The organism is Providencia sp. PROV261, assembly GCF_028477945.1.
In the GTDB taxonomy this organism is placed as follows: Bacteria; Pseudomonadota; Gammaproteobacteria; order Enterobacterales; family Enterobacteriaceae; genus Providencia; species Providencia stuartii.
The window spans coordinates 129,266-143,390 of sequence record NZ_JAMPMC010000011.1 but is presented as its reverse complement, the minus strand read 5'-3'; the positions used below and the strand labels follow the sequence as shown (position 1 = coordinate 143,390).

The 14,125-nt window shown below is 39.3% G+C and carries 10 protein-coding genes and 1 pseudogene; 5 read left to right on the top strand and 6 right to left on the bottom strand.

Going from position 1 to position 14,125, the window contains the following annotated elements:
• The first annotated feature begins 1,871 nt into the window (after positions 1–1,871).
• Positions 1,872–2,165, top strand: coding sequence for a helix-turn-helix domain-containing protein (locus PR675_RS07940; protein WP_014656306.1), 294 nt, complete (start codon positions 1,872–1,874; stop codon positions 2,163–2,165).
• Between the two features lie 367 nt (positions 2,166–2,532).
• Here PR675_RS07940 and PR675_RS07935 read toward each other — a convergent pair whose 3' ends face one another.
• From PR675_RS07935 to PR675_RS07915, 5 genes are all read right to left on the bottom strand, one after another.
• Positions 2,533–4,260 carry a potassium/proton antiporter gene (locus PR675_RS07935; RefSeq protein ID WP_004921290.1) on the bottom strand — a complete coding sequence of 576 codons (1,728 nt, stop codon included), beginning with the start codon at positions 4,258–4,260 and terminating at the stop codon, positions 2,533–2,535.
• 486 nt (positions 4,261–4,746) lie between these two features.
• The gene (locus PR675_RS07930) at positions 4,747–5,415 is read right to left on the bottom strand and encodes a methionine ABC transporter permease (protein WP_004921285.1); all 669 of its coding nucleotides are present in this window, start codon (positions 5,413–5,415) and stop codon (positions 4,747–4,749) included.
• Positions 5,412–6,425, bottom strand: coding sequence for a methionine ABC transporter ATP-binding protein (locus tag PR675_RS07925; RefSeq protein ID WP_004921283.1), 1,014 nt, complete (start codon positions 6,423–6,425; stop codon positions 5,412–5,414). Before PR675_RS07925 ends, PR675_RS07930 begins: the two co-directional genes overlap by 4 nt.
• A 3-nt stretch (positions 6,426–6,428) precedes the next feature.
• A complete protein-coding gene (locus PR675_RS07920) occupies positions 6,429–7,889 on the bottom strand; it encodes an NAD(P)-binding domain-containing protein (protein WP_060561137.1) in 1,461 nt (486 codons plus the stop codon).
• A 4-nt stretch (positions 7,890–7,893) separates the two neighbouring features.
• A complete protein-coding gene (locus tag PR675_RS07915; protein WP_041705010.1) occupies positions 7,894–9,018 on the bottom strand; it encodes a CMD domain-containing protein in 1,125 nt (374 codons plus the stop codon).
• A gap of 213 nt (positions 9,019–9,231) precedes the next feature.
• On the opposite strand from PR675_RS07915, the gene PR675_RS07910 reads away from it, so the two are divergent.
• The 4 genes and pseudogenes from PR675_RS07910 to PR675_RS07895 all read left to right on the top strand — a co-directional run bounded on the left by PR675_RS07910 (position 9,232) and on the right by PR675_RS07895 (position 12,786).
• On the top strand, positions 9,232–10,077 hold the full coding sequence (locus PR675_RS07910; RefSeq protein ID WP_227698385.1) for a MetQ/NlpA family ABC transporter substrate-binding protein: 846 nt from the start codon (positions 9,232–9,234) through the stop codon (positions 10,075–10,077).
• Positions 10,078–10,285: 208 nt separating this feature from the next.
• Entirely contained in the window at positions 10,286–11,023 is a 738-nt protein-coding gene (locus PR675_RS07905) for a cyclase family protein (RefSeq protein ID WP_060561136.1), read from the top strand.
• A 183-nt stretch (positions 11,024–11,206) separates the two neighbouring features.
• Positions 11,207–11,986 (top strand): SDR family NAD(P)-dependent oxidoreductase, encoded by a 780-nt coding sequence (locus PR675_RS07900; RefSeq protein WP_004921272.1) that lies wholly within the window; start codon positions 11,207–11,209, stop codon positions 11,984–11,986.
• 9 nt (positions 11,987–11,995) lie between these two features.
• A pseudogene (locus PR675_RS07895) lies at positions 11,996–12,786 on the top strand (MoaF C-terminal domain-containing protein).
• A gap of 41 nt (positions 12,787–12,827) precedes the next feature.
• On the opposite strand, the gene PR675_RS07890 reads toward PR675_RS07895, so the two are convergent.
• On the bottom strand, positions 12,828–14,078 hold the full coding sequence (locus PR675_RS07890) for an SLC13 family permease (RefSeq protein WP_036940952.1): 1,251 nt from the start codon (positions 14,076–14,078) through the stop codon (positions 12,828–12,830).
• Positions 14,079–14,125: the final 47 nt, after the last annotated feature.

The window sequence follows — 14,125 nt, the reverse complement described above, 5'->3', positions numbered from 1 at the left end:
AATCAAATCCCCTAAATCAACAATAACCACCTTATTTTCATGATGTTTATTTAAGTATCAATGAAAAACCGCATTAAAATTCTAATCAAACCCACTGTAACCGCTTTGCGATCATTGAACCCTGCTTATCGATAGCGTTTTTTGTCATGTCTGCGAAGCTAGCAAACAGAGATTTAGCCAATACACCGAGCTTAATGATTTGCTAGCTTGTAAAATTGATAAATAACCACTCACATAGATAATATCACTTCAACCTCTCATTTTTATTCAATTTTGCTCTAGTGCGCAGCGTGCTAGATAAAATAACAGAAATTCATTTCTCGGATAGCTCCATTAAATTTCCCACTGTAGAGTGAGCTAAATGCGCATATCTCAGCATTTTAGTCTTAATTGACTGTTAGCTGGGCATAATAATAAAAAAACTTGTAAACGTGTTGAGTGCAAATTGAACGTAGTCATTAAACTCGCTGAAAGCAACGTCTAAACCTAAATTTAGATATTAAATATTACCCAATGTGCTAATTAATGAAAATAATCTCTTATTAACTCGAGCGCATTATCTTTGCTTTATTATCACTTACCGTTATTTTATTTAATGAAAATATTAATGATAATTAGTTTTAATATTTACAATATCGAAAAATATTCATTAAGTTGCTATTAGTCACTAATCAGGTAATTAATAAACCACCTAAAATATGTATTAATAAAAATGTTTGGTTCAAAAATGATCATCAATAAAAACTTATCAATAAATGATCGTCATTAAAAGATGATTTTGCATGATGTTTATTTGTCGCTGTATCTACGCTGTATATGAGTTATAAGGAAGGTAGGATCAAAAAAGGAAATAAATTTCGAATGATTATTGCTAGAAATACTCTTCTTATTGGGCTAGGAATAATGGTTAGATAAAATCTACATTGTTACTCTTATAATGCTGTAGATGTTCTTTTTGTTGAGGATTAGATTTCATTTGTCTATATCAGATGCTAAAAACAAAAAAATTGTAGGAGTATCAGTCGAGCTTAACATGATAAAAATCTGCCGATAAAAATTTTGTAGACATAAACTCCCCATGTTTAATATATGTAAAAAATCTATAAGAAAAATATCACTTTTAGAGTGTTGTGGCGAGATAAAAACCTGTTTATTTGTGGGAATTTAATTTTTTGTTTTTTGTGATATGCTTCATGTATAGCAAAGCAAAAAGATACTTAACGTTAATGTTTTGTTATGTTAGCTATGATAGCTGTAGTCTGTTTTTTTTGTGCTGCTTTAAAAATTAAGTATTTTCTGCCGATTGTAACAAAAGGACTATTGTTATAAGTTATTGATATTTAAGTTATCAAAATGATAATATGGGAAAAATTTCCATTTTTTACTTTGTTTTACAGTATTGCTGTAATTATCCTATTATGCGTATTCATAAAATGAATATTGATTTGAAAAATCATTAATAGTGTTACAGTATTAAATTATTCTGTTTATTTCTTTTATTTTTAGATTTTTTATCGGTTAAATGAGGTTAATTTAGATTATAATTCTACCGCTACCTGTTAGACTATGTCTGCATAGAACAACAACTATTAATTGTTAAACAGATTAACTTATTGAAATTAAAGAATAATACTTAGGTGGTGGGCTTTTTGTGATTCTGATAATATTTAGTTACACATTTGCAATGTCATTTTTGGATTAGTTGAAACTAATTATATGGCTAGTATATCATCCCTCTCAAGATATATGCTGAATCGTCGTTAATACACCCAAATGGCTATATCATAAATAAAGATAACAATAGAAAAACACAGAGAATCACCTGCTGATTTTTTATTTCATTAATAATATAAGTTGAAGCGAGAATGTTTATGAATACAAAATATCCTGTCGCTTGTGCAGTTGGACAAAAAATTAAATCGTTAAGAAAATCTCAAGGCTATACCGTTTTTCAGTTAGCTAAAGAGATTGATATCAGTGAGCAACAACTATTTCGTTATGAACGTGGGGTAAATCGTATAGATATTGATTGTCTAGTCAGAGTACTAAAAGTATTAGATGTAAATATGGGCGAATTCTTCAGTGAAATCCTGCAAGATGATACTCATGCTAATGAGGACAAAGAATCTAAAGGGTTTGATGACTCTATTTATTCACTCATTTAATCATCAGTTATTATGTTCCAAAGTGGAACTTAATTAAGCAATTAAAACTTAATTGTTTCAATTAAGAACATTAATATGCTAATAACAATTGAGAATTCTCTCTATTGAGTATACTGATAATTTATTGTAGCTATCTTTATTTATACTTTGCGAAATAAAAGCCCGTTTACGGGCTTTTATTTTTTGTAGCTAAGAATCTAGAAAATTATATGAGTAAAAATAACAACTCATCAAATAGTCTAAAGAAGATAAAGCTATCAACAATACACCCAGATAAAATCGCACATCCAGACAATAAAAGAGGCTGGCAGATATAAACATCAGTTAATTTCATTGTAAATCGAATTAACTGATGTTTGCCGTTGAACTAATTATCTTCTTGTGGAAGGGGCTCTAATACTGCCGTCACAATTCGAGAGCCGATCATCTCACTAATTCTTATCTGTAATGTCGCTAAGCTAATGACGGTGTCTTGTACTGGCTCATTTGCTGAAATGCTATAAATAAATTGGTCCAGTGTCTGGTTATTCTCATTATCGATTAAAATGCCATAAGACTCATAAATCTCATCTAGCCTTGTTGTGCCCTTTAGACTGAGCCCAGAAGTGGGTAATTCTATCGGGGTTAAATCAGGAGAGACTTGTTCAGAGAACAGCCGTTCGAGGAATAAACGATTTTCTGGTTTCAAGACGACAAACAAATGGTCATCGGCAATTAGTCTTGTTGAACCACGAGGGGGGAGCACGCTTTTACCACGAGTGATCATTGCGATGACAGTTTGGTCAGGTAGTGCCAACTGAGATAGACGGCGGCCGACAGCAGAACAGTCCTCACCCAACGTATACTCTACTAGGTCAGCATCAATTTGATCGACAGCGGTAATGTCCAAAGTCGCAGCGGGCAGTAATGGTGGTGGCTGCATTAAATTAAGTTTGCGTGCGACATAAGGTAGGGTAGAGCCTTGTAACGTCGCTGAGATTAATACCACGAAGAAAACCACATCAAAAATTAAGTTAGCGCCTGGTAGACCATAAATAAAAGGGAAGATCGCTAAGATAATAGGAACAGAGCCACGCAGACCAACCCAAGAAACCAGAGTGATTTCTTCACGACTGAATTTAAAGAATTTTAATACAGGCACGACAGCGATGGGGCGAGCGATAAAGGTGAGTACCAGTGCGATCACCAACCCTTCAAACCAGACCTCTAATAAAGAGCTTGGGTTAACTAGCAAGCCTAACATAACGAACATGATGATTTGGCTGAGCCAAGCCAGCCCATCATGGAATAAAAAGGTATTACGTTGGAAAACAAAGCGAGCATTACCAATCACAACGCCTGTAACGAAGATAGATAAAAAGCCACTACCTTGTAAGTTACTGGCTAGACCGAATGATAATAGACCACACGCCGCCACTAATACTGGGTATAACCCTGTTGCCAGTAACTTAATTTTATTAATGATCTTGATTGAAATCCAACCAACACTTAGGCCGACAAGTGTACCGATCCCCATTTGGCTAACGAACAGTAATAATAATTCGCTACCAGAAGCGCTTTGATTCATGAGGAGTTGCAGTAAGCCCACGGTTAAGAAAATTGCCATTGGGTCGTTGGTAGCACTTTCAATTTCTAACGTTGATTGTAAACGTTCATTAAGGTAGATACCCGCGTTACGCAATAGGGAGAATACCGCCGCCGCATCTGTTGAGCCGACAATGGCGCCAAGCAACAGCCCTTCAAGCAAGGGGATGCCAAGAATATAAGCCGCGGCGAGTCCGGTGATGCCCGCGGTAATTAACACCCCAAAGGTGGCCAAGGTAAATGCAGGCTTCCAAACAAGTCGAATCGATTTAACTGATGTTTGTAGGCCACCGTCGAACAAAATCAAGGCTAATGCGAGTGAACCTACAGCATAGGAAACATTCACGTTGTTAAACGCGATTTGGCCTATGCCATCTTCACCCGCTAACATTCCTATAAACAGGAACATAACAAGCATAGGCAAGCCTAGCCGAGCAGAAAGTTTGCTAGAAAAAATACCCAGTAAAATCAGTATGGATGTCAGTAATATCAGTTGTTCTATTGTTGGCATAATCAGATTTAGGTTAGAGGTTAATAAAACGCTGATGATGCAGTAGTGTTGCGTATAAAGTAATCAGCAATAAGAAGAAAAAACTCAGATTAACATGGCATTGATAATGTTTTTGTTTAAAACGACTTAAAAACATTTCCATTGACATATCATTATGATTATACAACAGATAACAACAAATAAATTGACGATTAACTGCATTTTTTTAAATTGTTATGACATGCTTATGCTATTTTTATAAGCTTTTGAACGCATTGTTTGGTGGAATCAGCGGTTTCATTTATATTTTTTTGTGGGATTTAACTTTAAAGTTAGTAAAGGTTGGCGTTTTGTGTAATTTTCACTCTAATCAATAAGCTATAAATTAGAAAAATAATTATTTAGAGGAAAACAGGCGAAAAAGATGCGGAGATTATCAATAAAATGATGCATTGGACGGAAAAGAGTAGATTGACCGATATAATCTGATATATCGGTCATCTAGAATTAGTGGAATCTTGCTTTCTTAGCAAGATAATCACCAATCATTTGTATTCCTTGAACAATAATGACTAATGTAACGACGGTGATTGCCATAGCAACGTTGTCGAAACGTTGGTAACCGTAGTTGAGTGCTAGGTCACCGACACCGCCACCACCGACCGCTCCAGCCATGGCTGTCGCTCCCACTAAAGTGATACTGGCTGCGGTTAAGCTTAAGATTAGCGATGATTTAGCCTCAGGTAAGATAAAGTGCCAAACAATTTGCCAATTGGTCGCCCCCATTGAATCTGCGGCTTCAATGATCCCCGAATGCACACTTAATAATGAGTTTTCAATTAAACGAGCCGTATAAGGTGCAATATAGATAACTAAGGGCACAATGGCAGCCGTAGTGCCGATAGAGGTGCCAACCATAAAACGTGTTAGAGGGATCATTGCAACGAGTAGAATAATAAAAGGCAATGAACGGACCGTATTGATTATTGGGTTAATAATGCGATAAACCCATTTATTTTCCCAAATCCCATCAGGGCGCGTCACAACGAGTGCAATCCCCAGTAAAATCCCCAATAGGGAACCGATAACCAGTGCAATTGAAACCATAGTGAAGGTTTCAGACATCGCGAGTAAAAATTGTTTACTCGTTAATGCGGTATCAAGCCATTGTGTCATAGTACCCCCTTATTGACAGCAACACCGCGCTGACGTAAAAATGCGATCCCTTGGTCGATATCTTCATCATGGCCGACGATCTGGACAAACATACTGCCTAACACGACACCACTTATCTCTTTCATATTGGCAAACAAAATATTGATTTTAACTTTATCCTGTAAGATCAGTTCATTCACAACGGGTTGCTGTGCGGAAGCACCTAAAAACTCTAAGCGGTAAACATTGCTTTGATGCTCTAAATTGTGCAAGACACGTTCAGGGATTTCTTCGTTAAGTACGGTACGGACAAACTTTTTTGTCGTCGGATGTTGTGGCTCTGAGAAAATCTCTAAAACAGTGCCTTCTTCGACAACTCGACCCGCTTCCATTACCGCGACACGATTACATATCTGCTCAATCACCTCCATTTCATGAGTTACCAACAAAATGGTGATATTTTGTTCACGATTAATTTTTTTTAATAATGACAAAATAGATTGTGTCGTTTGTGGGTCAAGTGCAGAAGTGGCTTCATCACACAATAAAATTTTCGGATTATTGATTAATGCTCGAGCAATACCGACACGCTGTTTTTGTCCGCCTGATAGTTGCCCAGGATATTGGTGTTTTTTATCACTCAGCTCTACATAGGCTAAAATATCATCCACGCGTCGCTGAATTTCTTTTTTGTCGACTCCTGATAGCAATAACGGCATGGCGATATTCTGTGCAACGGTCTTCGTTTCTAACAAATTGAAGTGCTGGAAGATCATGCCGATGCTTTTTTTATGGGCTCGAATTTCAGTTGCACTATGGTGAGCAATATTTTTCCCATTAATGATCACTTCACCTGACGAGGGTTTTTCAAGTTGGTTGACGAGACGGATCAAGGAGCTTTTTCCTGCACCGCTATAGCCAATAAACCCAAAAATATCACCTTCATGAATCTGCAAATTCACATCCTGTAAGGCAGTGAGTGAATGGCCTTCTTTTTCATAGACCTTCTGAATATTTTTAAATGTAATCATCAATCACTCCACATTGCTCGTTTGTGGTGTTCGCTGGCTATAGGGGAGAGCAGATTGCCATTCATCACCTAGTAGCTCCGCTTCAGTGCTATTTTTTACCTGCTCTAAATGTTGCTCATGATGAGCGAGGTACAACTGAGCAGCGATATGTTCAGCCAGTTTCTGCGCGCCCGTATTGGTATTAGGGATCAAACCAATAAGTGGCCCCATACTTAAGGATGCAGCTAAGTTAAAGCAGTAAATATTACTGAGCTTAGGTAACTCACAATCGGTTTTAGGGAGAAATTCAAAGTGATGGCCTAAATAGGGATAGGAGGCAAACTCACTATTTTGTTCAGCTTTAGAAGGGGTATACACATCACCCCATTTACGAATAAAAGGCGCGATGTGATTAAATGCACTGTGGCGCTGCCAATTAATGCGATATCCGGTCGCTAAGATCAGGTAATCGACCACATATTCCCCTGTGGTTGTGGCGATATGCAGTTTCTTACCATTGACGTCTATCTTTTTGACCTGTGTATTAAAGTTAAAATAAGCATTTTCATGCCGAGAGACTCTCAGCGTGCTGCCATGCGGGGCCGGCGTTTTTGCTTTAGCAACATAATCACTGTAATGCCATTTTTGTGCATCGGTAAGCTGGTGATAAGCTTGAGTAAAGCCAGGGTTGCCTGCGACTTTTCCGCGATTCACCCTTGGCATATCTTTCGCTCGGATCAATAATTCAACAGAGCGCGCACCCTGTTCAAGTGCTGTTGCCGAGCTATCCATAGCACCGGCACTGTATCCTACGACCGCAATATCTAACCCTTTAAACCGGCTGTAATCACTACCGGCGTAAGAGTGCTCCCAGTAAGCAGAAGGGATCTCCGCCATAAAGCTTGGAATATTAGGTTCGCTAAAGGATTCCATACCTGTCGCAAGGATCACATGCTGTGCTTGATATTGCTGTTTACCGTTAGGTGTTGCAAATGTGAGTAGGCAACCTTGTGGATTGACTTGAATATCAGTTAATTGATATTGATTGAAAACCACTGGCGACGTCATGGTTTTAAACCATTGTAGATATTCCCCCCATTGTAAACGAGGAATTTTATCAAGTGCTTCCCACTCATCGTCACCAAACTGAGCTTTAAACCAAGCTTGAAAAGTTAAAGAGGGTGACGCGAGTGCAGGGCCAACCACCTGTTTTGGTGAACGCAATGTTTCCATCAAGGCCGGCGTTTGCCATGGGCCTTCTTGACCTTCTGGGGCTTGATCAAAAACTATCGCATCAATCCCTTGTAATTTAAGGGCAAAGGCTGCCGTGACCCCTGACATGCCCGCACCGATAATTGCAACATCTAATTGATGGTCATCAGACTGGTTTGGCGATAATGACCAGCGGTTTAATGGCAGATTAAGGTTTTGTAGGTCTTGAGTGATTTGCTCTTCCAAAGCATTTAACCCTTTTAGCTGTGTCACGAGATCACTCCTTGTCCTGTTTAAGTTCAAATGGTTCACCGAGTGAGAGCATCAGTCGATTAGCCCAAGAGAAAAAGGCGGTTGATTGGATCAAATCAAGTAGCTCTAGCTCACTTAGCCCTAGTTGACGTAGTGTCTCAACCTGTTGATGCGTGGCTCGTATTGGTGTCGTTGATAGCGCTGTCGTGAAATCCGTAATCGCCGTTAAACGGTCATCAAAACCCTCAGCTAAAATCGCGCCTACTGGCGTTGCGATAAGCTTCTCAACATCCGCTTTATGCTCTTTGGCATATTGGCTGGCTTTACGAGCATGTACCGAAGCACAATAGATGCAGCCGTTCACCTTGCTAACCGCCGCAGCAGCAAATTCACGTTCCCAACGAGGTAAGCCGCCGAGGGTATAAAAGACGCCACGATCGATAAGCGTACGTAGTGTTAGAATGTGACTTTGATGGGCGAGCAGCAAAAAATATTCAGAATTAAGTTGGCCGAATTTTTTCATCACCTGAGCTTCATCTGCTTCTAGCGTCTGTGGATCTCTCGCTTGTAGCCATGATTCCCATCCAAGTTGATCTTGAGTGAAGGCGGTCGGAGCCGGTTGGCCTTGATGAGTGTGTGAGTTGCTATTCCATTGTCCAGCAGTAACTGGCTCAGCAGATTTGGTGATAGTACTGTTACCTTGCAATAATCTTAACCCTTCAATTAAACGGGCTTGATAGGTGACAAAAGTTATTAATTGCGCAAGTAGGATAATATCCGCTTCGTGCCACCCTTGTTCAATAAGGGCATGAATGAGGGAGTAATGAGTTTGTTTTGGTTGGCTCACCAATATGCGTAAATAGTGTTCAGCGGCTTGAAGCGCTGGCGTATTCAAGTTAGGTGAGCGCTGCCCTAATAATTGATTGTAAAAATCGGCTAGCACATGGCTACCTGTCTGTTCAGCGATAATTCGCGCAAATAAAAACTTAATTTCTCCGGTTAATTGGGGTGACGGTGCGGAAAAAATCGCTTCAAAAGCAGCTTGCGTATTTTCTGTCGCGTTTGAACGTTCTTTCCTTGCGTCTGCTAAGGTAGACTCTGGTGTTATATTGATTAGCGCATCAATTAAATCATAATTTAAAATCGGCATTTCATAACTCACTTTTTTTTAACGTTTTTTATCTCCTTCATTACATATCAAGCGAATCGTTATTCGAACGAACAAATTATTATATTCATATACCTAAAAGGCATATAAAATAGGTTATATATTCTTTTTGTATTAAGTTATAACGAGATGATCTAAATAAGATGTAAAAATATGATTATACTGGCCACATTATTTACACAGGGTCGTAACATCATGTTGAAACAAAAAATAAAATACTTATCGCTTATTGCTACCGCTGTTATTGCATTAGCTGCATGTAATGATAATAGTGAAAAGGATAATCCGAATAAAAAAGAGATCACTATAGGTTTTGGGGTTGGTAATTATATCGACCAAGTTGAGAAAGGGATTGTACCCATCTTGGAAAAGAAGGGTTATAAAGTCAATTTACGCCAATTTTCGCAAAATAGACAAATAAATCCCGCCTTTGAAGAAGGTTCTATCGATGCCTCGGTAAACCAGAGTCGTGCATATATGGAAGCTTATAATAAGAAAAATAATATTAATATGGTGGCATTAACCGATTCTCCGAGTGCACCACAAAGCTTACGTTCGAATAAACATAAATCATTAGACGAAGTGAAAGACGGTATGATCGTTGCTTTATCCAATGACCCCGTAAATGCAGAGCGCGGCGCACGTATTTTAGAAGAGTTAGGTTGGATAAAAATCAAACCGAATATCAGCACATTAACCTTTAGTGTTAATGATATCGAACCTGCTAAATATCGTTTAGATATACGTGAAACCGATGCAGCTCAGGGGTTACGTTTATTAGATGATGTTGATTTTGTTGTTGTTAACGGCAACTATGTTGCCAGCGCTGGTCAGCGTATTGCCGATGGGCTGGTTGTAGAAAATTCACCATTAGAGCATCGGGTGATTGTGACTGTTATGCAAGACAATGTGAATTCCCAATGGGCAAAAGATTTAAAAGAGGCTTTTGAATCTAAAGAATACGCTGATTACATTCGTTCTCAGTCTATTTATGATGGTTTTATTGAACCTCAAGCATGGGCTAATTATCCAAAACCCTAGTCTATTTATTATTTTTTATTATGTTACATTTGACCACCTAATATTTATATTAGGTGGTTTTTTATTTGAGTGATACGATTTTCTCTTCTATTTTTAATATGAAAATTCCTCTCTTTACTGATCTAGACAAATTGTGTTTTTTTCGTTAATTAGTTATTGAACAAGCTAAAAATTAAAAATTGAATTAACACATCATCAGGGGAATATTATGGAAAATGACTTAATCACAGCACTTAAATTATTAAAGTCAAAAAAATGGGTTGATTTAACGCATCCTTTTGATAAAGATTCACCGCATTTTTTTATGTTTGAATCGGCAAGCATAAAGACATTATTTGATTATCCAGATGGTTTTTTTGCCCAACAATTTACTTTTCCAGGCCAATATGGCACACACATTGACGCCCCCTGCCATTTCGTTGAAGGGAAACGCTATCTACATGAATTAGAACTAAAAGAGTTAGTTTTACCCCTAATTGTGATTGACCAATCAAAAAGAGCGAAGCAAGACCCTACGTTTGCATTTTCACGTCAAGATGTACTCAATTTTGAACAAGAGTACGGAAAAATAGAGCCTGATACTTTTGTTGCACTACGGACTGACTGGAGTCATCGTTGGCCATCTCAGGAGGCGATGGATAACAAAGATGCAGAGGGAAATAATCAGATACCGCGTTGGGGGATTGATGCATTGAAATTCTTATTTGAGGAAAGGGGGATCAAAGCAATAGGCCATGAAACCTTTGACACCGATGCGGCTAAGGATTTTCGTCGCCATAATGCATTATTAGGTGAATACTATGTTCTAGAGCAGGACACCTATCAAATTGAATTGATGACCAATCTGGACAAATTACCGACGAGAGGGGCGGTTATTTTTAATATTGTTGCCAAACCTAATAATGCGAGCGGTTTTCCCGTGCGTTCTTTTGCTATCTTACCTTAATGCTTCCCTTATCTTTATCAACCTGTTGTGAGGCAGGTTGATACCTTTTAGCGATAAATTTATTCGCGACCTCCGTATTTTGCTGAATATCGTTCCTTAGATCGATGGTCAACGAAGGTTATTTATTTCTATATTAATAAATAAATTAACGTTGCTTTAACAATTCCAGCGATAGGGGGGTGAATGAACTCAAGATCCGTCATCATTACAGGAGGTGGCACAGGGATTGGTGCGGCGTGTGCGCAACTATTCACACAGCAAGGGGATCAGGTTTTTATTGTTGGACGGCGTGCAGAGCCGCTAAATGCAGTTGCACTTGAAACAGGTGCCATTGCTATCGTTGCTGATGTCTCAACTGAAACTTCATGGAACGAAATTATTTTGCCACAAATTAAGCAACATACGAGCACTATTGATGTGCTGGTGTGCAATGCAGGCGGAATGGGGTTGGGGCGTGTTGAAGATATGAATGACCAACAGTGGCATCAAGCGATGAAAGCTAATCTTGATAGTGCTTTTGCGAGTGTTCGTGGTTGTATACCCCTATTAACGCAAAGTCACGGTAATGTCTTATTTGTCGGCTCACTGGCATCGTTGGCCGCAGGTCCGGAAGCGTGTGGGTATGTGACAGCCAAACACGCCTTAATAGGATTGATGCGCTCCGTTGCACGTGATTATGGTCATCAAGGTGTCAGAGCGAATGCAGTTTGTCCCGGCTGGGTTAGAACACCAATGGCAGATGAAGAGATGCAGCCTTTAATGGAGCAGCATCAATTTACATTAGATGACGCTTATCGATATGTATGCCGTGATGTACCGTTACAGCGCCCTGCAACGGCAAAAGAGGTCGCATTGGCATGCCGATTCTTATGCTCTACTGACGCATCAATGATTACAGGTGCTGCACTGGTTATTGATGGTGGTGCAAGCGTCGTTGATTTACCTACACTCGCTTTTACTTAAGGAGCTATTATGATTGAAGAAGTGGCTTTTATCCAAGTTGGCGCATTGTCAGATGGTTTTGCTCCAGATAGCTATATTTTAGAAACCAATAACCAATTAACAGGTAAAACATTTCAATTGAGATTCGCTGAAAAAGACCGGCAAGAAGATATTTCTTTTCCAGCAGATCAACAAATTGAATGGCAAGGTGTGACAATTGATTGCCGTGTTACCTCAATTCGTTCAGGGGTTTATTTCGTCAATTTTATCTCCCCAGATGATTGGCAAGCCAGTGTTACCTTAATTATCAATGAAAAAGACGGTAACTGTGTATTAGTGCAAGGTAAACTCCCTGACGAAGCAGATATTCGCATTTCTGCCTTTAGTAAAGTAGAGCAAAATCGCCCTTTGACAGATGTCGAGGTGGAGATTTATTTTGGCACTTTAGGAGAGGCTCAACGCTCTTTACCGGCCTACACATCTGAATTAATTGGTATGCGCAATATGTATACCTATAATCCAAAAGAGCGCTATGAACATGTTTATCTTAACGAACAGTTTTATGCGTGGCATTGTTTAGATGGGGTCGAAAAGGGGTTAGCTGATGTTGACCGCTGCCACTATATTAAGGTGTCAGAGCAGCTATATTTATTTGGCGTGAGAAAATTATTCCAACACTCGGCATTATCCTGATTGATTTAGATATGATGAGGACGGATGGTGGGATCATGGGGTATCAGGATCAGGCCTTTAGTGCGGTTAGCCTATTTCCCGTTGGGGCGCATGCCACTATTTTAAATAAAACCAGCTATCCGAAATAATTATTTATATGCCACTCGCTATTACGCGAGTGGCATTCTGCTTAAAGCACCAAGACTATCCATGCTGCTGCTAGTAGCATACATAATAAAGCGACGATCCCACCTGATTTGGCAAATTCCGAAAACGAAATTTTCACACCATAAGCGGCAGCTTGTTCGACCACAATGATACCGGCAAGGCTACCAAAGACGAATAAATTACTTGAAAAACCCGAGCCAAGTACTAAGGCGGCACCTAATGAATCGGTATTACCGCTGGATGATAAGAAAGGCACCAGTAACATTACTGCGGGGTTATTACCAACAATGGTACTTAACACACCAGTGATCAAGAAAAGTACGATAGGGTTATTTAGCTCAACACCGTTATTCCGTAAATCATTTAACATTTGCTGAGGCAATCCCGTTGATGCAAATGCAGCATTGACGACAAATAATCCCATAATCAGTAATAACAGATTACCATCAACTAATTTCAGCATATCACTTGATGCAATCGAGCGATTTAGCAATAAAAACCCAGCCGCAGTTAATGCAATAAGCTCTCTTGGAATATCACTGATGACGAAAGCGATAATAACAATTAACGTAATAATGCCCGCTTTACTGGTTTCCCATACATCAAGTTTTGTTGCAGGATCAGTAGATGGAGTAGGGGGGGCCGCGGCTCCATCCACGGATGTTTTCGCCAGATACCAACGGTTCCGATAAAGAAAAACTAAAACAGCCCAAGTCAGTGGTAATGAGAGTAAGGCTGGTACAGCCGAAGCTTGGAGTAACCCAACAAATGAAATATCTAGCCCTTGGGCTGCGATCATATTTTGTGGGCTACCGATCAAGGAGCCAGAAGCGCCATTATTTGCAGCAAAGCAAAACCCTAACAAAAAAGGCACAGGGTTTAATCCCCGTGACAATGTAATAGAAACTAATAATGGGGTCATTGCCACCACAACAACATCATTGGTCAATAAAGCAGAAAGTAAACCACCTACAGCAATGAGTACAGCGAGTAACACAGGGGCACTGACTTTGAGCATGGCAACGCGGTTTGCCGTCCAGCTATAAAATCCAGATACGACAAAAGAGGCGGAAACCACCATCAACCCAAATAGCATGCCAATAGTACGATAATCGATCGCATTCCATGCTTGAGGAGGGGTAATACTACCGACAGCCATCATGGCTAAGGCACCAATAACAGCAGCACCGGTTCTATCCACTTTAAAACCGGGGAGCTTACCAAACCCCATCGCAATATAAACAAGTAAAAAGATAATGATTGTGAGGCTCATAAACCATTCACTCATATTAGTAAAATTACGGGTAATTTAGCGGTGAA

What these genes read in the sequence shown, in the direction of transcription:
- PR675_RS07905 (WP_060561136.1), top strand. Translation starts at nt 10,286, where the DNA reads ATGGAAAATGACTTAATCACAGCACTTAAATTATTAAAGTCAAAAAAA.
- PR675_RS07915 (WP_041705010.1), bottom strand. Translation starts at nt 9,018, where the DNA reads ATGCCGATTTTAAATTATGATTTAATTGATGCGCTAATCAATATAACA.
- PR675_RS07910 (WP_227698385.1), top strand. Translation starts at nt 9,232, where the DNA reads ATGTTGAAACAAAAAATAAAATACTTATCGCTTATTGCTACCGCTGTT.
- PR675_RS07900 (WP_004921272.1), top strand. Translation starts at nt 11,207, where the DNA reads ATGAACTCAAGATCCGTCATCATTACAGGAGGTGGCACAGGGATTGGT.
- PR675_RS07940 (WP_014656306.1), top strand. Translation starts at nt 1,872, where the DNA reads ATGAATACAAAATATCCTGTCGCTTGTGCAGTTGGACAAAAAATTAAA.
- PR675_RS07890 (WP_036940952.1), bottom strand. Translation starts at nt 14,078, where the DNA reads ATGAGCCTCACAATCATTATCTTTTTACTTGTTTATATTGCGATGGGG.
- PR675_RS07935 (WP_004921290.1), bottom strand. Translation starts at nt 4,260, where the DNA reads ATGCCAACAATAGAACAACTGATATTACTGACATCCATACTGATTTTA.
- PR675_RS07930 (WP_004921285.1), bottom strand. Translation starts at nt 5,415, where the DNA reads ATGACACAATGGCTTGATACCGCATTAACGAGTAAACAATTTTTACTC.
- PR675_RS07925 (WP_004921283.1), bottom strand. Translation starts at nt 6,425, where the DNA reads ATGATTACATTTAAAAATATTCAGAAGGTCTATGAAAAAGAAGGCCAT.